The following is a 19,000-nucleotide window of genomic DNA, read 5'->3' as shown; positions in this document are numbered from 1 at the left end:
GTTAGGTATAATCCCCAAAAAACAGGTTGTTATTCAGTGGGCTAGATTGTGCTAAAGTGACCAGCAGATAAAATACAAGTTAGATTCAATAAGGACCAGTTCATGGAAGCTCTCGATCTCTTGCTTAACCGCCGTTCTGTCGGCAAGTTATCCGCGCCAGCACCAGAAGGTAAAGTGTTGGAAAATATCATACGTGCTGGCCTGCGCGCGCCCGACCATGCTGGTTTAACGCCTTGGCGCTTTGTGATTTCACAGGGTAAAGGTCTAAACAAACTGTCTGATATTTTGGTTAAAGCTGCATTGGCGGATAACAGCGAGGAATCGGTGGTTGAAAAGCTGAAAAATGCCCCATTCCGAGCACCAATGGTTATTACCGTTATTGCAAAAGTGACGCCGCATGAAAAAGTGCCTGCACTGGAACAGTACCTGTCAGCAGGCTGTGCCGTTCAAGCAATGCAAATGGCCGCCGTTGCGCAGGGCTTTCAGGGCTTCTGGCGCTCAGGACCATGGATGTTCCACCCTGAAGTGCATAAAGCGTTTGGCCTGGAAGGGGAAGATGAAATCGTTGGTTTCCTTTACTTGGGCACCCCAGATGGCACACCAATGAAAGTGCCAGAGCGTGACTTGTCGAAGTTTGTTGAGTTTCAATAAACGCTAACCACATTCTTACTGTCTATCTATACAGTTTTTCTTGATTTATTAGGGCTACATTCGATAATGTGGCCCTAATTATTATTACTTTCCCAAGCTTATGTCTCGTCTGTTTATTGCTGAAAAACCAAGTTTAGGCCGCGCGATCGCTGCCGCACTACCGAACCCTCAAAAGAAAGACCAAGGCTTTATTCGCTGTGGTAATGGAGATGTAGTGACCTGGTGTATCGGACACTTGCTGGAACAAGTGGAGCCAGATGCTTATGACGAACGCTACAAAAAATGGAACATGGCTGATTTGCCGATTGTGCCGGAGCAGTGGCAGCTAAGGCCAAGAAAAACTTCTAGTAAGCAATTGACTGTGATTAGTAAATTGTTAAAAGAAGCGACGGAAGTCATTCATGCAGGAGACCCAGACCGAGAAGGTCAACTCTTGGTGGATGAAGTGCTCGATTACTGCAAACTGTCTAAAACTAAGAAGCAAGCAACTCAACGTTTGCTGATTTCAGATTTGAATTTACCAGCAGTAAAACGAGCTTTGAGTTCAATGCGCAGCAATCGTGACTTTATCCCGCTTTCTGTTTCTGCGCTGGCTCGCTCCAGAGCGGATTGGCTCTATGGCATGAATATGTCTCGCGCCTACACCTTGCTAGGGCAGAAAGCCGGCTATCAAGGTGTATTATCGGTAGGGCGAGTGCAAACGCCAGTGCTTGGGTTGGTGGTACGTCGCGATGAAGAAATCGAAAACTTTATCCCTAAAGATTATTTCACCCTACATGCGTTAATCCCATATCAAGATCAAAACGGCGCATTTGATATTCGTGCGAGGTGGAAACCAAGCGAAGCGTGTAAACCTTGGCAAGATGAGGAAGGGCGAGTTCTCAACCGAAAGCTGGTGGAGAATGTTGCTGCTCGCATTAAGAACCAACCCGCCACGGTGAAAGAGTCTGAGCAAAAACAAACCAAGCAATCTGCCCCTTTACCTTATTCTTTGTCTGCATTGCAGATTGATGCGGCAAAACGTTATGGCATGAGTGCCCAGCAAGTCTTGGATACCTGTCAGGCATTGTATGAAAAGCATAAGCTGATCACTTACCCACGTTCGGATTGTCGTTACCTGCCGATGGAGCACTATGCACAAGCGGGTTCAGTCACTTCTGCAATTGCCAACAATGCCAAAGAGCTGCAAAGTGCCGTTCAGGGCGCGGATTTGTCGATTAAATCGAAAGCATGGAACGACAAAAAAGTGGATGCTCACCACGCGATCATTCCTACGCCTAAGCAAGCTAATGTGAATGCGTTATCGGGCAATGAGATGAAGGTGTATCAACTGATTGCCCGTCAATATCTGATGCAATTTTATCCTGCGGCCATTTACGCCGAAGCGAAGTTGGTATTTGATATTGCTGGTGGCACTTTTATTGCGAAAGGTCGTCAGCTTGTCTCTCCGGGCTGGAAAGCCTTAATGGGCAAAACCGATAAAGAAGACGACGGGATTGATGCGGTGCCACCTTTAGCAGAAGGCACGGTGCTCACTTGCCGGGAAGGGGAAATAAAAGATCGCAAGACCGAGCCACCAAATCACTTCACCGAAGCGACCCTATTGCAGGCGATGACGGGTATAGCCCGCTATGTTGCAGATAAAGAGTTGAAGAAGATCCTACGTGAGACGGATGGCCTTGGAACCGAAGCTACGCGTGCTGGTATTCTCGATACACTCTTCAAACGCCAGCTTTTGACTCGGCAGGGTAAATCGATTTTAAGCTCACCAGCTGGCCGAGGGTTGGTTCATGCGCTGCCGCAAGATGCGACTTATCCAGATATGACGGCGCACTGGGAGTTCCAATTGCAAGGAATGGCTGAGAAAAATCAAGCCTATCAGCCGTTTATGCAAGCGTTGGAGCAAAGGATAGATAGCCTGATGGGGGAGGTTAAGTCAGGGCCGATTCCTGAGTCTTTACGTCACTTACCTAAAGTCGAGCGTCCGGCGTTTAAGCGTAAGAAACGCAGCTATTCGAAGGGCAGTGCCTCTAAATCTGGCGCACCAAAACGTAAGTCATCTTAAAAACAAAGCGGCGCTGAAACTTGCCGCTTTAGTCTTAAACTTTGCTACTCAAACAAGCCGAGATTCTTCTCAATCGAGCCTTTGACATCATCTTGAGTCAGGACACGCCTACCAGGGTAGTTCGGTACCATCGTAATTAATAAATTGGCCTGAATTCTTCTGTGTGCTTTGTTCAATCACGTTAGCAAGCCCAGCAGCCGAGAATTCAGCGTCAATTAATGCATTCGGCCCGCCCATGTCTGTGCGAACCCATCCGGGATGAAGGGCAAGGACCGTGAACCCTTGGTCGGTTAAGTCGTTGCTCAAACTTTTTACTACGGAGTTAAGCGCTGCTTTGGAAGAGCGGTAGATGTATCCACCACCTGAGGTATTCTCGGTCATGCTGCCGACTTTAGAAGAGATGCAGGCGATTTTCTTCATTTGGCCCTGTTGCAGCAATGGGTAGAATGTTTCGACTAATTTGAGTGGTGCAATGGTGTTGATTTCAAGAACTTTACGCCACTCATCCACATCGGTATTTCCAAACCCATAACCTTTAGGACCGTAGTAACCCGCGTTGTTTATTAACAGGTTGATAGCAGGCAGGTTCTTCGCGAGTTGCTCTACCTGCTTGTAGTTGGTGACATCTAGTTCATGAAGCGTTAAAGAGAAGTGCTGGTCGCTTAAACTGACTAATTCGTCGCTGTTCGCTAAGTTCCGAGTAGTCGCATGTACTTGCCAGCCATTGTCGAGATAGAGCTTAGTTAAACTCAGGCCGATACCGCGATTTGCACCAGTAATAAAGACGGTAGAACTCATCTGATTCCCTTATCCCTATTTGTTATCGAGTTATTGTTTTAGCTCTTCAAACCTTAGCAGTGAAATGGCATTTTATTCAATGGTTGAACTTGGTACTATTTCGCCACAATTGTTAAAAAGAACCTTCCATGCTGCCACTTATTTATCATCCGATATATTCAAAACTTGCTTTGCCTGAAGGGCACCGTTATCCGATCATGAAGTATCAATATCTTTATGAAGCAGTGCAAGAAAAGCTAGAGAACGAAAACAGCCAATCGCGAGTTCAGTTTTTCGAGCCTACGGCGCTTTCTGTAGCAGATATTAAGCGAGTGCATGAGGCCGAATATGTGGATTTATTGGTTAGCGGTTCGATGCCGGCGGCTAAAATGCGCCGTATCGGGTTTCCCTGGAGTGAGGCACTGATCACCAGAACACTCACTTCTGCGGCTGGCACGGTTTTGACGGCGGAGAAAGCGCTGGAACATGGCGTGGCTTTGCATTTGAGTGGTGGATATCATCATGCTCACAGAGACTTCGGCAGTGGTTTCTGTCTATTTAACGATCTTGTGATAGCTGCAAAGCATATGTTGGATCACGATGATGTCGATAAAGTCTTAATCATTGATAGTGACGTACACCACGGTGATGGTACGGCAACCTTATGTCAGGAGGAGCCGGATATTGTCACGCTCTCTTTCCACTGTGATAAAAACTTCCCGGCAAGAAAGCCTGAGTCTGATCTGGATGTCCCTTTAGTTAGGGGTACCGACGACGAAACGTTTTTGATGACGTTTAAAGAAGTGGTGCAAATGGCTCTCAATCTGCATCGCCCTGACATGGTGATTTATGATGCTGGCGTTGATATACACACTGACGACGAGCTTGGGTATTTTGATGTGTCTACGCAAGGTATACTTGAGCGTGATCGCTTTTTGATGCAGTTAATGAAAGAGCGCGGTATTCCAGTTGCGGCGGTTGTCGGTGGTGGTTACCGAAGTAATCATGAAGATCTTGTCCCGATTCATATGAATTTGATTCAGGCTAGCTTGGAAGTTTTTGGCTAAAAAGCACCATAAAAGAAAAAACCGAGCTTTAGAAGCTCGGTTTTCATTCCACAAATACGGTTACAGCACTTTTGCCAAGAACTGCTGTAGACGAGGATGAGTTGGGTCATCAAATACCGCTTGAGGGCTGTCATCCACTAACAATTTACCGTCTTCCATAAACAACACACGGTCGGCCACTTCACGGGCAAAGCCCATTTCGTGAGTTACGATAACCATGGTCATCCCTTCTTTTGCTAATGACTTAATAACATCCAGTACTTCACCCACCATTTCAGGATCGAGTGCTGAAGTTGGCTCATCAAAAAGCATCAGATCGGGCTTCATTGCGAGTGCCCGGGCAATCGCAACACGCTGTTGCTGACCACCGGATAAATGCGTTGGGTAGTTGTTCATACGATCTTCTAAACCAACACGTTTGATCAACACTTTCGCCTCGCCTTCCACTTCATGCTTCGGGCGCTTAGCCACTTTCAATGGCGCGATCATTACGTTTTCTAACGCGGTCATGTGTGGAAAGAGGTTAAAGCTCTGGAATACCATTCCAACGTTTTGACGCAAAACGTTGATGTCAGTACTTTTCGCATACATGTCGAAACCATCAACAATGATGGTCCCAGTGCTTATCTCTTCTAACTGGTTCAATGTACGTAAGAACGTTGATTTACCTGACCCTGAAGGCCCGATAATCACCACCACTTCACCACGTTTTACTGTCGTTGAAACTGATTTTAAAGCGTGGCAGCCATTAGGGTAATACTTGTCTACATTGTTGGCGTAAACCATATCTTCGCCGTTGTATTCACTAGTCACTGGCTGATAACCTCTTCTCTAAACGTTGAATTGCCCAAGACAGAGTCCCGGTTACTAGTAGGTAAAGTGCCGCGACAGTGAACCACACCTCGAAAGGTGCAAAGCTGCCACTCACAACTTCACGACCCGCTTTAGTTAAGTCGGTAATAGAGATAACTGAAACAAGCGAAGAGTCTTTAATCAGGTTAATAAACTGACCAGCCAAAGGTGGCAGTGTACGCTTTAGTGCTTGTGGCAGAATGATGTAGCGCATTGCTTTTGGATAGGTCATACCCAGTGAGCGCGCCGCTTCCATTTGGCCTGTAGGAATTGCCTGAATACCTGCACGAACAATTTCTGCAACGTAAGCGCCTGTAAATACAGATAATGCTACTACCCCTGCGGTGAATCGATCAAAATCGAGTACGGTTCCGATAAAGAAATAAACGATAAAAATTTGCACCAGCAGCGGTGTACCGCGAATCAATTCAACATAGGTAACAGCTAAGTTTCTCGCTGTTTGGTTCTTCGCAACCCGCATGAGGCCGAATATCAGGCCAAGTAAGACGGCAAAAATGAGGGAGATAAAGGATATTTTTACCGTCACCCATAAACCGTGAGCAATCGGTCCGAATTTCCATTCGTTAAGCTGGGCAACAGTGTCACCTTGGAATACCAAGTCACCGTTTCCAACTAAAAGTGTTGTGTAATGATCGATGACTTGAGACTGACTAGAGTCATCAAACTCAATCGTTAACTGACCAGCGTTAACCACGGCAGTACCGTCACCGTTTGCTCGAAGCTGTTGCATTTCGGTGTTGACGACATACGGCCAAAGGCGATCCCAATGCCAGTTATAGTTAATACTCTTGCCAGAGAAATAGACCGCGCCAATCAGCATGGCCATTATTAGGACATAAATTCCATGTCCTATCCATTTTGAGGATTTAGACTGCATCACTCAGATTCTCTTTTTTCTTTTTAATGAACTGGGCAACTTACGCTACCCAGTTGACTTAGTTTTAGTTCGCTAGGCTTAAAGCTAATTATTGAACTTCTTTTAACCAGTCGTCAGACTTGAACCACTTGTCGTACATACGATCGTACGTGCCATCGCCTTTGATTTGACGCAAGTAGTTATTCAAGAAATTTAAGAAGTTAGGGTCATCTTGACGAATCGCCCAACCTAGAGGCTCGTAAGTGAAAGGTTCAGCTAGGTGTCCAACTTTGCCTTTGTTTTGAGCTGCGTAGATCGAGTTGTATGGAAAGTCATAAACGAAAGCATCTGCTTTACCGTTAACAACTTGTAGAACTGCATCAACCTCAGTGTCGTAAAGGTCAATTTTTGCGTTGAATAGACGTTTCTTCGCCGCTTCTACACCAGTTGTGCCTAGCTTAGTGGAAATGGTGTATTTTGGATCATTTAGATCTGTGTAGCTGTTAATCTTACCTTCAAGAGCTGGAGATAGGATAATAGACTGACCGATAACGATGTACGGGTCAGCAAAGTTAACTTTCAAGTTACGCTCAGGAGTGATTGTCATACCACCCATGATGATGTCACATTTGCTAGTTTGTAGCGCAGGGATAATGCCATCCCAAGCTGTGTTCACAGGAGTGAATTTAACCCCCATAGAACGAGCCATGTGCTTACCTAAATCGACATCAAAACCAATGAAACGGCCATCTTTGGTTTTCATTTCGAAAGGCATATAGCCAGCATCAAAACATACTTTTAGTTCACCTGAACTAATAACACCTTCTAGGTCAGACTTTGCCATGGCTTGATTAGCACCAAGCAGGGAGCAAGCAAACACAAGTCCAGCTGCTGAAGATTTAATATATTTTTTCATAATATCCCTTATAAAAATTTTGTTATTTTTTTGTTCGTCCAATGACAGATACGATGTTGTATTGAGTGTCACGCAAACGCGAACTTACATCAAAAACGACAAGATAATGCAACACAATCTAGTAACGTTTCAATAACATTCCGAATTTAAAACCAATAAATTGCCATACAAATTCAATTTTCATCTAAGAAGGTGACTCAAGTCCCGAATTAAATCGACCGGAGACTCAAGACCGATTGAAAGCCGCACGACTCCCTTACCCGCATCGCGGCAAAAGTTCGCTTTTTGTTCTGGGCTAAATCGATAAGTAGACTTGTCCAAATCATCAGTTTTCAACACCACCGCTAAGCTTCGCTGATGTCCAATCGAATATGCGTAATAAAACATCTTCGACTCATGCGCAAATCGTTGCTCAATCAGTTCGATGTCCTCTACTTGGAATGCAATAATGCCGCCAAAAAATGCCATTTGCCGTTTAGCTAGTGAAAATTGTTGGTGTGACTCAAGACCGGGATATAAAACCCTTTGTACATTTGGGTTATTTTCTAACCAATTCGCAATGGCGTGAGCCGACTCACACAGTGTTTTCATACGTGGATAAATAGTCTCCATTCCCCGCATAATTAACCACGCACTCTGTGGGCTCAAAGATGCACCAAAATAGACGCCAGCAACGCTTCTAAGCTTGCTAATTAAGGCTTTCGAGCCTAAAACACACCCACCGAGAACATCGCCATGGCCGTTAATGAATTTGGTTAAAGAGTGAACGACCAAATCTGCTCCAAGATCAAGTGGTCGGGTAATAACCGGTGTTGAAAACGTCGAATCTGCACTCAGTAAGATCCCCCGGCTTTTAAGCAATGAAGAGAGCGCTTTTATATCAGAGAGCCTTAATAGAGGGTTACATGGTGTCTCTATATGCACCAACTTGGTGTTTTCGCGTAGAGCCTTTTGCACATTAGTAGTGCATGTGGTGTCAACTGCTGAAACCTCAATTCCAAATTGAGGCAAAACTTGGATAGCGAACTCAAAAACGGCGGCGTAGCAAACATCGCTGATAACAAGATGATCTCCTGCTTTCAGTAGTGACATGAAGACCGCTGTGATAGCTGCCATTCCGCTTGCTGTTGCGAGTCCATCTTCCGCCTGTTCTAAAATGGCCAAACGTTCTTCGAGTAAACGAACCGTTGGGTTTGTCCAACCTGCGTACAGGAAAGGTGCGTCGGCGAGGTCTTGCATACCTTGTGCGGAAAAAGCCCCGTCATTGGGTAAAAAGCTGTGATTTACCGACATCACGATATTCGGTGCGATGGCTTTTGTTTGAGGGTCAGGTCGAACAGCGGCATGAACCGCCAGAGTTTCAGGAGCTAGGGTTTCAGGAGCCAAGGTTTCAGTAGCCAATGCTTGAGAGTCAATAGACTCTGGAGGCAATACAAATTTGAAATCATCGTTATGCATTATTGTTTAATCCAGTCGTTGTCATTAGCCATAAGTCTGTTTGGCTGAAATCAGTTTTTAGTTCTACTCGAACGAATGGTTTAATTGTGGATTCCAATTGGTGAGTAAAATCCGCTATTCTTGGCTCGACACGGAAGATTTCCCGCATTTAAACCCCAATAATGCGGAATAACAGTAAGAGGAAAACCATGGGTGACGTTTCCACTCTGGATAGTTTCGATAAAAAGATTCTGGAACTGATGCAAAGCAACTGTCGTTTGGCGAGCGAGGTCATTGCCGAGCAAGTAGGGCTGTCTGCTTCTGCTGTACAGAGAAGATTAAAGCGGCTGCGGGAAGAGGGCGCAATCCAAGCCGAAATAGCTGTCGTTAAATCAGAGCTTTCTACGCACCCAATGACGTTTATTGCGGGTATTGAAATCGAAAGAGATAACTACTCAGTACTCAATAAATTCAAACGCTGGGCAGAGTCTCAACCTTCTATACAGCAGGTATTTTATGTTACAGGTAATGTCGATTTGATGGTTGTGATTACAGCGGAGAATACAAAAAGCTACGACGGGTTTATTGAGCAGATAATGGAGCAGTTCCCACAGATTCGCCGCGTCATGACCAACGTGGTACTAGATACACCAAAACAAAGTCTTTACCTGCCTCTTGAGTAGCCTACCTGTAGGGCGGGGCCTATAAAACCCCGAGAGAATGGCTCTTATCAGGGTTCTATTACTTAGTGGGCAATGCACATCGGGGTATTAGCGACAGGATCCTGAATGACTCGCGCATCGAGTGAAAATACGTCTTTAAGCAGAGTTTCAGTAAAAACATCGTGCGGTGTGCCTTGGGCTACGACCTGTCCTTTTTTGAGGACAACTAAGTGATCACAGTAGCGACATGCCTGATTCAAGTCGTGTAATACAACGATCACCGTTTTTCCTTTGTTGTTCATCTCACGCATGATCTTCATCAGCTCAATCTGGTGCGAAAGGTCCAGGTAGGTCGTGGGCTCATCCAGCATCACAATATTGGTGTCTTGCGCCAGAATCATGGCTATCCAGGCTCTTTGTCTTTGTCCTCCGGATAGCGATTCAACCGTTTGTTCTGCCAAGTCATCTACGCCTGTTTCCCGCATTGCACTCGCGACCATGTTCTTGTCATGCTCGCCCAACTTACCCCAGTGTGAAAGGTAGGGTGAGCGACCGTATTCTACCAGGCGTTTTACTGTGATTCCCTCTGGCGTTTCTAACACCTGAGGCAATAAAGACATTTCTTGAGCCAGGTGTTTGTCACGGTATGATTTCAATGCCTTTCCATTCAGCAAAACCTCACCTTTGGTTGGCATATTAATTCGAGCCAGTGTTTTTAATAAGGTTGATTTACCACATCCATTTGGACCGATAAGAGCGGTGATTTTGCCTTTAGGTAGCGTGAGATTGAGCGCTTCAATAATGATTTTGTCACCATAAGAAACGTTTAAATTATTTGCAGCTATCATCACCACCCCTTGTAGCGTTGCAGTAAGAAAATAAAGTATGGTGCGCCAATTAAAGACGTTAATACGCCGGCTGGAAGTTCCAAAGGAGGGTGTATTCCCCTCGCTAACGTGTCGGATACCAATACCATTAGAGCGCCAAGCAAGGCAGCGCTTGGCACAAGCAATTTATGATTATGACCAAATAGCATTCTTGCTAAATGCGGTGCCAGTAATCCAACAAAGCTAATCGTGCCACATACCGACACGCTGACGCTGGCAAGAATAACGGCACTAATCAGTGAGAGTAATTTGATGCGCTGCGGTTTAATACCAAGTGAGGTCGCGCTATCTTCTCCCAGCCCCATTACATCCAATCGCCAGGCTAACCAGCAGGAAAACGGAACCATGATAGCGAGCGTTATCCATATAAAAGGGACTTGCTCCCAGTTTCTTCCCCACAAGCTACCCGTCAACCAAACCATGGCTGTGTTGATCTCTATCGGGTGTACCACCATCAAAAAATCAATAAAGCTGGATAGAAACGCGCTGATCGCGATACCGATTAACGCCAGTCTTGCCGCAGTTGGCTGTATTTTGTAGCTGACGAGCAGAATCATTCCGGCGGCAGCAAAGCCACCGACAAGAGCGGCTAGAGGTAAGTAGTGTGTCGGGGCTTGCGGAAACATCACTAACAAGGTCGTTGCTGCTAACCCTGCGCCGGCACTTATCCCCATTAAATCTGGCGATGCGAGCGGATTTCGGATCACGCCTTGTACCAACATGCCAGATAAACCCAGACCAGCTCCAACGCCAATAGCGAGAATGATACGTGGTAAACGATATTGATTGATAGTGAAGTCAAACTCTCCACCGCTGAGTAGGGTCGTTGAGATCTGACTTATAGAAATATCAGACGCTCCCACAATCAGGCTTAGAATTGCGATAATCAGGAGTGAAGAAGAGAGCAGAGTGAGTTTTATGTTGTTCATGAAGATTGACTTCTCATGGCTAAAAACACAAAGCAAGGCGTTCCGATAAGGGCTGTAATTATGCCAACCGGAGTTTCGGCAGGAAAAGCAATTGCTCGCGACAAAGCATCAGCCCAAACAATCAATGCAGCACCAAGTAATGCACTCGCTGGAATGAGGGTTATAAAGTCGTTACCGACAAACCTTTTTGCAATATGAGGGACGAGCATACCAACGAAGCCGATTGGCCCCGCGATTGCGACGCTGGAGGCGGTAAGTAAAACGACGGCGATATAAGTCAGTGCTCTGGTAAGTCTAATATTTATTCCCAGGCTGGTGGCAACGTCTGAACCCAGCGCAAGGAGATTCAGCTGTCTCGCGACAAAAAGAGACACAATCAATCCTAATACGCTGGTTGGCCATAATGTATTCCATTGTTGCCATTCGACAGAAGAAAGAGACCCAGCCAGCCAACTGATGATGGAATACGCTTTATCATCGGCCAGTATCACCGCCGCTCTGGTCACACCGACAAGAAGTGCATTGATGGCAATCCCTGCTAGCACAAGCTTGAGAGGGTGGGACTTTGCAGAAAAGAAGCCACCCAGTGTTAATACAACTGCGCCGCTGAGAACGCTACCAATTGAGGCTATTAATACACCCGGCATAGTTTCTAAAAAGGGAACGCCGATACTTGCCAGCGCCATTAAACAGGCTGCGCCTGCATTGATCCCTAAAATGGAAGGGGAAGCGAGAGGGTTTCTGGTCAACCCCTGCATCATTAACCCTGCGACGGCTAGGTTCGCGCCAATCAAAAGACCAGCCAGCACTCTGGGCATACGAATCGAAGCAATGATTTGTTGCTCCATACTCATAGGATCAAATTCAAACAGATACTGGTATATGTGAGAGACCGATAGCGGAAAACTAGACCAGACGGTAAGAGAATAACAAGATCCTACAAGTGTTAATAAAATCAATGGTATCCAGAGATAAAGAGTGGAGGAAAAAATTCGCATCGATTACTACGTATGAACGTTCAGGCTAAAAATGGTTACAAGCCACAAGGAATAAAAGTCCATCGAGTGTAACCTTTATGATAATCGTAATCAATTGCACTTATTCGTTTACTGACCGCTTGTTTTTATTATGCATTGTGGATTGTGGTAATAATTTCAAGCGGTAGATGGCGGCTCTCAAACACAAACAGACTCATTAAGTTAAGTTTAACTTGAATTGATAATGATAATAATTATTATATCCAGCTTCGTTTTGTATCTAATTATGTACAAATGAAACAAAATAATAATGAATTTATATGCAATAAAGTTAATTTAATTGAGCCGTTTTATGAGATTTGCTGTAAACACAATCACCCAGAGTTTATTAATTACAATGGGGCTTAGCTCCGTTGTTTTCGCCGGAGAAAATACTACCGCAGAGGTAGCAAGTGTGGATGAGAGTATGGTGGTTTTTGGCCAGCAAAACTCGTACTTGAACCCTAGAGTAACGACCGCAACCAAAACGGATATTGACCCGTTAGACACGCCACAAACGGTTAACGTCATCAACCAGCAGTTCTTGCAGGATATCCGAGCGACGACATTGGATGATGCCTATGGATACACCACGGGTTTAACCCGCTCTAATGTCGATGCCGACGGTTTTACGCTGCGTGGTATGCCAGCCGATCTTAATACCATTCAAGTTAACGGCCTACCGGGTCTTGCCTCTCGATTTGGATCGCCGACAACAGCAAACGTAGAAAGAGTAGAAGTTCTCAAAGGTCCTGCTTCTATCATGTATGGTCAAATCCAGCCCGGTGGTATGGTCAATATTATTACTAAGAAGCCGCAAGATACCGCCTCGTTTAGCTATGATGTGTCGGCGACAACATACGCGACCAGCGTGAGCGATTTCGGCGACGATAACGGGTTTACCGGGACAATTGATGCCACCGGGCCGCTAAATGCAAGCAAAACCTGGATGTATCGCCTGATTATCAGTGGCGAAAACGCAGACTCATACCGTGACGATGTTGACCAGCAGAATTACTACTTATTCCCGACACTGACTTATCGTCCATCGGAATTAACCGAACTTACCTTTGGTTTGGAACTTCAGTCAGAACATCGTGTTGCTGACGACGGGCTGGTGGCACTGAACAATGATATCGACCAGGTGGCTTCCATTGATACGCACTACCAGTCGTCTGATGATACGGACGAAGATGAAGGGCTGGTTGCGTTTGCCAGTTACAACACCATGCTGATTAATGGTTTCGACCTGACTGTCGATTGGCGTAGTGTGTGGCATGAGGACACTCGTGATCTTCATGAAACCAGAGATGTGGTTGACTCGACCAGCTTGGTTAAAGTACGCGACCGAGATCAAGTCAATAAGCGTGAATATCACTTCGTCGATGTTCGCACTACCGGCAGCCTCTGGACGGGTGACGTTGAACATCAGCTCCTTTTTGGCGGAAATATTGGTCTAGAGAAGCGAGATTTCCTGCGTGAAACTTACGCGACGACAACGGTAGATTTTACCAACCCACAAGACGTAACTGAACGAGATCAAAGCGCGTATAAAGTGGATCACCGTATTACTGATTACACAAACTATGGTTTATACCTGCAAGATACGGTGTACCTAACTGAGAAATGGACCGTGATGGGCGGACTACGCTACATGCGTCAAGATGTCGATTTCGATTATGTCAGCAAGTCGACGGATGACACTCAATCTACAGATGCCTTCGTTTCTCAGGCTGGGATCGTCTATAAAATTATCGATGGAACTTCTCTGTACACCAGTTATGGCGAAAGCTTTAATCCAAATAGTGTCGAAAAGAAAGATGTTAACGATGATGCTTTCGACCCAGAGGAAGGGCGTCAATACGAAGTCGGGGTGAAAACCGATTTGTTGAGCAACAACAGTAAGTTAACCATCGCATATTTTGATATCGAAAAATCCAATGTAGTAGAGAAAAACAGTAGTGGTGATTACGAATTGCTTGGTGAAGTGCGCAGTAAAGGTGTGGAAACCGAGCTACTGATGAAGCCGCTAGAGAACTGGCAGGTTAAGCTGGGGTATGCGTATGTAGATTCTGAAATTTCAGAGAATCCAGACGCGAGTATTCAAGGGAGCAGAACCCCTATGACGGCCTACCATGATGCTTACTTCTGGACGAAATATAACTTCCCTTACCAAATTGCTGGTGGTGTAGTGGGTACGACCCTGGGTGCCAACTATGAAGGTGCACGATACACCAGTGAGGACCCGTCTGATCGAGTTGAGCTTCCAGCTTACATGACCGTTGATGTCGGTGTTCACTATGAAGTAAAAGACTACCGTCTATCGCTGAATGTGGCTAACCTGCTTGATGAAGAGTATTACGTAGGCGGAACGGACAGCCATAGATTGTACCTGGGCGACCCGCGTAACGTTACCTTGAGTGTGTCAGGTAAATTTTAATGGCACTCATACGCTTATTAACTAGTTTGCTTGTACTGTGCGCTTGCACGGTACAAGCCGCCTCTAGGCCAGAAACTAATGTACCAACAGATTCTGCACCTAAAAGAATAGTCGTGTTGGAGTACTCTTTTGTTGATGCGTTGGCTGTCATTGGCATTTCACCTGTTGGCGTGGCTGACGACAAAGACCCGACCAGAATAATTCCACAGGTGAGGGATCTCATTGAGCCTTGGACTTCAGTCGGTATGCGTTCCCAGCCAAACTTGGAAGTCATCGCTCAGCTTAAGCCAGATTTAATTATTGCTGACAGCTATCGTCATAAAATTAGTCTGCATGATTTGTCTCAAATCGCTCCGACAATTTTGCTCAAAAGCAGAGGAGAAACCTATCAAGAAGGACTTGAGTCTGCCTTAGCGATTGGTAAAGCCGTCGGTAAAGAGCAGGAAATGAAAGCGCGTTTGGCCAAGCATCGTGAGCTCATGGCGTCTTACAAAGGCAAGTTTAAAGCTAACGGAACGGTACAGTTTGCCAACGTTAATGAAAGGGGCATGTGGATGCATGGCCCACTGTCTTATACCGGAAGTTTATTAAGTTACCTCGGCCTTCAGCCCGCGCTACCCGATCTCAAACAGAGCCATTTAATGGAAGCAAACCTAGAAGTTCTGCTGAAAGTAAATCCAGATTGGCTCTTTTACAGTAAAAGGGCGGGCTATGCGGTGTTAGATAATTGGCATAAGAGTCCGCTTTTTAAACTGTTAAAAATCAATAAAACTGGGCAAGAGATACAGGTGTCACCTGAGCTTTGGTCACTTAACAGAGGCATACTCGCCGCAGAGTCAATTGCTAAAGAGCTGGATACAATAATCGAAAAGACTTCGACTTAGCTGCGAGTGGGGCTGGGGTTGCATCCAACTAGGGATTTAGTACAAATCCCTTTAAAACTGTGGAAACGAAAAAGGCCGCTAACTTCTTAGCGGCCTTTTTACTAAATGTGGCGGAGAGATAGGGATTTGAACCCTAGATACGCTATTAACGTATGCCGGTTTTCAAGACCGGTGCTTTCAACCACTCAGCCATCTCTCCGTTGTTGACGCGAATAATATAAGGCTTTGAAAAACTTGTAAACCCTAAATCGATCTGTTTGGCTGTTTACTGCTCAATTTTGTGTTGTTTGTTGCTTTAGTAAACAAAAAGCCCTCATTAGAGGGCTATTTTGAATGAAACGCGTAAAAACAGTATTAATTGCTCTTGGTATAAAAGCGCTGTAACTCCGTTAAACCCTGCATTAGCACCGGCATTTTAGGGCTGTCATCACGCAGACGCTTGTAGTCTTTGTCGTACAGCTTGTAGTTACCAAACTTATCGATAACCGTGGTTTGCGTATTGGTGATTAACGCTAATTCTCTTGAGTCTCCGGCCAATATCCAGCGTCGACGACTTTCATCGAATAAGTTGCGGCCACTACTGTAATCATAAGGGTTCGATGAAACCCCAAGCATGTCTTGAAGCAACGTGACCGAAAGGTCCAAGTGGCTGGTGCTATGAGTAAAATCACCTGCAAGTCTGCCTGGCCAATGAATCACCATTGGTACCTGCAGTTGATATCGGCTGTAGTTGCTGTTCGCACCCCAACTATTGGTGTTGGTTTCGTTGAACTCACTGCCGTGATTTGAAGTGATGATAACCACGGTGTTTGTGAGTAAGTGCGTTTCTTTTAATTCGTTAATAATGCTGGCAACGGTATTATCCGCTGATTTAACCGCAAACTCGTACGCTTTTTTGAATCGTTCGCTGGCTGGCATTTCTTCATCTGTATTTGAAGGAATCGATTCAAAGTTATCAACTGCGGTAACTTCGATGTAGCTAAACCAAGGCTGTTGTGCATTCTCTACCAGCCATGTGTTCCAATCGGAGATGGACTGTTTGTCAGTGTGCGTTTGTTGTCCGTCTAGTTTCTCAGCCAAGTTCAAGTTTCTGAAAATGATCTCTGAATAAAGATCATCTTCAAAGCCATTGCCACTGAATAAACCAAAGCTGTAACCCTGTTCTTTCAGGACATCAAGCATGACAGGTGAAGAGCCTTGTGCCTGAATGCTTGAAGCGTAACTGGTTGGCAGACCATAGAACAAACCGAATGCACCATAGGTGTCATTGCTTGAACTATAGTGGTTGCGGAAATTCTGATTTTCCTGCGCAAACCCATAAAGGTTTGGCATCTCTTGTTCATTTAATGCATCCGCTCTCAAATTATTCACGCTGATCATCAAAACGTTAAGTTTGTTTACGCGGCGATTGAACTCTAATTTTTCAAGCGGGTAGTTAACCAGTTCTACATTACCTTGGTTTTCAGCTAAGCGTTTTAGGTACTCTTCACGATCCAATAAGCCGTGTTTTTCCATAAAGCTTTTCGCTGTCATTGGGTATGAAAGCGGGAAGTTAGCGCGTTGACTGGTAATTGGGTTATAGAAATAAGCATCCGCCCAGATGTAAACCAAATGACTGGTCATAAAACTCAAGAAGAACAGTATAGCCAGCGGGCGGCCAACGTGTTTATGAGAAAGTTTACGTTGTTTTCGCCACACCCACTCTGAAAGCGCAAGCTGGATCAGGAAGATGAATGGCATCACAACAAACAGGTGTTGCAGATCTGAGCTTAAAACGCTTTTATCATCACTAAATAAAAGCTCCCAAACCACAGGGGTCAGGTGTAAGTTGATCGACTGATAGGCTTGGGTATCGATCAATAAAATAGTCTGACCGACCGTAGCAAATATCACTGCCACCAAGCGGAATAGCTTCCGAGATGGCAGGACAAACGTCAACGGGAATAGAACCAGCAAGTAAAGAGCGAAAACAAGGAAGCCAAAATGGCCAACCCAAGAGATTGCCAGGTAAAACTGACCGAGCAAGGTCTCAGGCCAAGGCGATTGAGTAATATAGCGTGTGCCTATCAACATTGAAGCAACAATGTTGAAGAATGCAAACCAATGTCCCCAACCTACCAGTCGAGATACACGTTCGCCGTATGAGTTTCCGCTGTCTACCATGTATGTGTCTAATTATCCGTTATTAATGTGTTTTTGGTGTTTCTAATGAAGACATCAGTGCCTGAGCAAATTTTTCAGCAATCGCTTTACGTTGTGAAGCGGCAACTCGTTGATTTAAGACATTGGTTGCGATATTTCCGGCAATCATTAGTGTTAACTCAGGTGAAGCTGCATGTTTTTCAAGAACTAACGCGACTTCCGCAAGAATGTTCTCTACTTGTTCGTCAGTATATTTAGATGTAATCGGCATAAAGACTCTAATAATGATAGTAAAAGCGGCTTATGATAACCTACAATGCCCATCAACTAAAACCTTGTAGCAAGATAAAATCACTATGAGCCTTCATCTTTCAAACGTTATTCTGCATCAATTATGCAAAAACGATCAGGACGAACTGGTTGTTAAACTTCGTCCCGCATCACTAGAAAATGATTCGTCGACTGAAAACCTTGTCGCGGAACTTCATCGAGTGTTCCATTCTAAAGCTGGTAAAGGTTTTGGTTCTTTCCAGTCAGACAGCGAATTTCAGTTTTGGCTTCAAGAAATGCGCAAAGGTGAGCGAGATTTTTATGATTTCTCACAAATTAGTGCAAATCGACTGAAAGAAGAGTTAATTAAGTACCCATTCGCAGACGAAGGCATTTTGGTTTTCGCCGAGTATCAGAGCCTTGCGACGGATTATTTGTTCATTGGTATTTTGCCAATGAATCAAAGTCTGAAAGTAACGGAAGGTCTGGACATTAGTGCGACCGACTACTTAGACATTACGAAAATGGATATCGCAGCACGTATTGATTTGTCGAGCTACGACACTGACAAAGAGTCCAACCGTTATCTGTCGTACATTAAAGGTCGGGTAGGGCGTAAAGTAGCAGACTTTTTCCTCGACTTCCTTCAGGCAGATATTGGGTTAGATACAAAGCAACAAAACTTGGTATTGATGCAAGCCGTTGATGATTTTTGTGCTGATTCAAAGTTAGAAAAGCAGGAAGTAAACGAGTACAAAAAACAAGTTTACGACTACTGTAATGAGCAGATCAAATCCGGCGAAGAAGTGCAAGTCTCTGAGCTTTCGGGTGAATTACCACCTAGTCAGGATGGCACCAGCTTTATGGACTTCACTAAAGAGCAAGGTTACGAACTTGAAGAGTCATTCCCTGGTGATCGTGCAACGGTTCGTAAGTTAACTAAGTATGTTGGAGCGGGTGGTGGTTTAAACATCAGCTTTGACAGCTTACTTCTTGGTGAGCGTATTTTTTATGATCCAGAGACCGATACATTAACGATCAAAGGAACGCCACCGAACTTAAAAGATCAGTTGAGTCGCAGTTAATCGAAACGACGAGTGACAATTCAAATCAGAGAGCCTTAGGCTC

The 19,000-nt window shown here is 45.0% G+C and carries 17 protein-coding genes and 1 tRNA gene; 7 read left to right on the top strand and 11 right to left on the bottom strand.

Annotated features, from left to right (window positions below; all coding sequences use genetic code 11):
• The first annotated feature begins 102 nt into the window (after window positions 1-102).
• On the top strand, window positions 103-651 hold the full coding sequence (locus tag VER99_RS09850) for an NAD(P)H nitroreductase (protein WP_020334545.1): 549 nt from the start codon (window positions 103-105) through the stop codon (window positions 649-651).
• A 100-nt stretch (window positions 652-751) separates the two neighbouring features.
• Window positions 752-2,716 carry a DNA topoisomerase III gene (locus VER99_RS09845; RefSeq protein WP_020334544.1) on the top strand — a complete coding sequence of 655 codons (1,965 nt, stop codon included), beginning with the start codon at window positions 752-754 and terminating at the stop codon, window positions 2,714-2,716.
• A 108-nt stretch (window positions 2,717-2,824) separates the two neighbouring features.
• Here VER99_RS09845 and VER99_RS09840 read toward each other — a convergent pair whose 3' ends face one another.
• Window positions 2,825-3,514: an SDR family oxidoreductase gene (locus VER99_RS09840; RefSeq protein WP_020334542.1), complete on the bottom strand. Its 690-nt coding sequence runs from the start codon at window positions 3,512-3,514 to the stop codon at window positions 2,825-2,827.
• A 128-nt stretch (window positions 3,515-3,642) separates the two neighbouring features.
• Between VER99_RS09840 and VER99_RS09835 the strand changes: the two genes are divergently transcribed.
• Window positions 3,643-4,560, top strand: coding sequence for a histone deacetylase family protein (locus VER99_RS09835; RefSeq protein WP_020334541.1), 918 nt, complete (start codon window positions 3,643-3,645; stop codon window positions 4,558-4,560).
• Window positions 4,561-4,620: 60 nt separating this feature from the next.
• Here VER99_RS09835 and VER99_RS09830 read toward each other — a convergent pair whose 3' ends face one another.
• The 4 genes from VER99_RS09830 to VER99_RS09815 all read right to left on the bottom strand — a co-directional run bounded on the left by VER99_RS09830 (window position 4,621) and on the right by VER99_RS09815 (window position 8,663).
• Window positions 4,621-5,346 carry an amino acid ABC transporter ATP-binding protein gene (locus VER99_RS09830; protein WP_024373042.1) on the bottom strand — a complete coding sequence of 242 codons (726 nt, stop codon included), beginning with the start codon at window positions 5,344-5,346 and terminating at the stop codon, window positions 4,621-4,623.
• Window positions 5,347-5,365: 19 nt separating this feature from the next.
• Window positions 5,366-6,310: an amino acid ABC transporter permease gene (locus tag VER99_RS09825; protein ID WP_024373041.1), complete on the bottom strand. Its 945-nt coding sequence runs from the start codon at window positions 6,308-6,310 to the stop codon at window positions 5,366-5,368.
• A gap of 88 nt (window positions 6,311-6,398) precedes the next feature.
• Window positions 6,399-7,205, bottom strand: a complete 807-nt coding sequence (locus VER99_RS09820; protein WP_014232571.1) for a transporter substrate-binding domain-containing protein — start codon at window positions 7,203-7,205, stop codon at window positions 6,399-6,401.
• Between the two features lie 180 nt (window positions 7,206-7,385).
• Window positions 7,386-8,663 carry a trans-sulfuration enzyme family protein gene (locus tag VER99_RS09815; RefSeq protein ID WP_020334539.1) on the bottom strand — a complete coding sequence of 426 codons (1,278 nt, stop codon included), beginning with the start codon at window positions 8,661-8,663 and terminating at the stop codon, window positions 7,386-7,388.
• 188 nt (window positions 8,664-8,851) lie between these two features.
• On the opposite strand from VER99_RS09815, the gene VER99_RS09810 reads away from it, so the two are divergent.
• A complete protein-coding gene (locus tag VER99_RS09810) occupies window positions 8,852-9,325 on the top strand; it encodes an Lrp/AsnC family transcriptional regulator (RefSeq protein WP_014232569.1) in 474 nt (157 codons plus the stop codon).
• 62 nt (window positions 9,326-9,387) lie between these two features.
• On the opposite strand, the gene fecE is transcribed toward VER99_RS09810, so the two are convergent.
• The 3 genes from fecE to VER99_RS09795 are packed head-to-tail and all read right to left on the bottom strand — an operon-like array spanning window position 9,388 to window position 12,118.
• A complete protein-coding gene (gene fecE / locus VER99_RS09805; RefSeq protein WP_020334538.1) occupies window positions 9,388-10,152 on the bottom strand; it encodes a Fe(3+) dicitrate ABC transporter ATP-binding protein FecE in 765 nt (254 codons plus the stop codon).
• On the bottom strand, window positions 10,152-11,120 hold the full coding sequence (locus VER99_RS09800) for a FecCD family ABC transporter permease (protein ID WP_014232567.1): 969 nt from the start codon (window positions 11,118-11,120) through the stop codon (window positions 10,152-10,154). Before VER99_RS09800 ends, fecE begins: the two co-directional genes overlap by 1 nt.
• Entirely contained in the window at window positions 11,117-12,118 is a 1,002-nt protein-coding gene (locus VER99_RS09795) for a FecCD family ABC transporter permease (protein WP_049873808.1), read from the bottom strand. The genes VER99_RS09800 and VER99_RS09795 overlap by 4 nt, the downstream gene beginning before the upstream one ends.
• A 331-nt stretch (window positions 12,119-12,449) precedes the next feature.
• On the opposite strand from VER99_RS09795, the gene VER99_RS09790 reads away from it, so the two are divergent.
• Together VER99_RS09790 and VER99_RS09785 are read left to right on the top strand one after the other, a co-directional pair.
• Window positions 12,450-14,576: a TonB-dependent siderophore receptor gene (locus tag VER99_RS09790; protein ID WP_020334536.1), complete on the top strand. Its 2,127-nt coding sequence runs from the start codon at window positions 12,450-12,452 to the stop codon at window positions 14,574-14,576.
• On the top strand, window positions 14,576-15,460 hold the full coding sequence (locus VER99_RS09785) for a Fe(3+) dicitrate ABC transporter substrate-binding protein (protein ID WP_024373039.1): 885 nt from the start codon (window positions 14,576-14,578) through the stop codon (window positions 15,458-15,460). Before VER99_RS09790 ends, VER99_RS09785 begins: the two co-directional genes overlap by 1 nt.
• 108 nt (window positions 15,461-15,568) lie before the next feature.
• Here VER99_RS09785 and VER99_RS09780 read toward each other — a convergent pair.
• The 3 genes from VER99_RS09780 to VER99_RS09770 form a co-directional block, all read right to left on the bottom strand.
• Window positions 15,569-15,659, bottom strand: a tRNA-Ser gene (locus VER99_RS09780).
• A 155-nt stretch (window positions 15,660-15,814) separates the two neighbouring features.
• Entirely contained in the window at window positions 15,815-17,623 is a 1,809-nt protein-coding gene (locus VER99_RS09775; protein ID WP_014232563.1) for a DUF3413 domain-containing protein, read from the bottom strand.
• A gap of 22 nt (window positions 17,624-17,645) precedes the next feature.
• Window positions 17,646-17,873 (bottom strand): YejL family protein, encoded by a 228-nt coding sequence (locus VER99_RS09770; protein WP_014232562.1) that lies wholly within the window; start codon window positions 17,871-17,873, stop codon window positions 17,646-17,648.
• Window positions 17,874-17,958: 85 nt separating this feature from the next.
• Here VER99_RS09770 and yejK point away from each other — a divergent pair, with 85 nt between their 5' ends.
• Complete coding sequence (gene yejK, locus VER99_RS09765) at window positions 17,959-18,957, top strand: nucleoid-associated protein YejK (protein ID WP_014232561.1); 999 nt, start codon at window positions 17,959-17,961, stop codon at window positions 18,955-18,957.
• The last annotated feature ends 43 nt before the right edge of the window (window positions 18,958-19,000 follow it).

Origin of the sequence: Vibrio natriegens NBRC 15636 = ATCC 14048 = DSM 759 (genome assembly GCF_035621455.1) — a bacterium.
GTDB lineage: Bacteria > Pseudomonadota > Gammaproteobacteria > Enterobacterales > Vibrionaceae > Vibrio > Vibrio natriegens.
This window is presented reverse-complemented; position numbering and strand designations above follow the sequence as displayed.